The following is a 982-nucleotide window of genomic DNA, read 5'->3' as shown; positions in this document are numbered from 1 at the left end:
ATGCCGATGAACCGCTACGGCTTTCCCTCGCACCTGCCTCGCTGGCAGTTCGTTCCGGGCAACGACATCGAGGTCAACTACATGCGGGAGTACCAGCACCTGCATGAGGCCGGCTACAACGTGCTGACCTACGACGCGCGCAACCACGGCCATAGCGGCGTCGCCAACGGCAACATCTTCACGTGGGGGCTGTTCGAATCCCGCGACGTGGCCGGTTCGCTGAAGTACGTCAAGTCGCGTCCCGACACCCGCGGCATGAAGCTGGGCCTGCTCAGCCGGTGCATGGGTGCCAACGCCACCTTCGTCGCGAAGACGCGACACCCGGAGCTCTTTGCCGACGTACAGGCGCTTGTTGCCGTGCAGCCCATCTCGATGCGTGCCATGGTCGAGCGCAACCTCGAATACATGGGGCTCGCGGACCAGTTCGACGCGATCGACCGTGAGGTGCAGCTGATCACCAGCTTCAAGATTGACCAGGTGTCGCCGCTGGAATACGCGAAGAACTGGCAGGCGCCTGCGTTCGTCCTCCAGGTGCGTGACGACGCGCTGACCAAGCCGAGTGACGTGCAGTCGATCTTCGACAACATCCCCGTTGCCGACAAGAAGCTGTTCTGGCTCGAAGGCAGCACCCGGCGGTGGGACGGCTACAACTACTTCTCGGAACACCCGGAGCAGTTGATCGAATGGTTCGACAAGCATGTGAAGTGAGGCCGTTGGCGACGCCGCTATGGCCGTGGTTGCGCGCGTCGTAGGTCAGCACGTTGTAGCCGGCCTCATGCAGGTGCTGGTACTCCCGCATGTAGTTGACCTCGATGTCGTTGCCCGGAACGAACTGCCAGCGAGGCAGGTGCGAGGGAAAGCCGTAGCGGTTCATCGGCATTGGGTGATTGACGATCACCAGCTTGTCAGAGCCCGCCCGGGGAATCCACCACGCCTCCAGCGGGGTACCGTCCAGGGACGGGAACGAGATCTCCTCGCTGTC

1 protein-coding gene is annotated in these 982 nt (G+C 62.6%); it reads left to right on the top strand.

Annotation, left to right across the window (positions count from 1 at the left end; translation table 11 throughout):
• Positions 1-708: alpha/beta hydrolase family protein (locus VL15_RS43000; RefSeq protein WP_048252199.1), on the top strand; the 708-nt coding region annotated here is incomplete at its 5' end.
• Positions 709-982: the final 274 nt, after the last annotated feature.

Source organism: Burkholderia cepacia, assembly GCF_001039005.1.
Taxonomy (GTDB): Bacteria; Pseudomonadota; Gammaproteobacteria; order Burkholderiales; family Burkholderiaceae; genus Burkholderia; species Burkholderia theae.
This window is presented reverse-complemented; position numbering and strand designations above follow the sequence as displayed.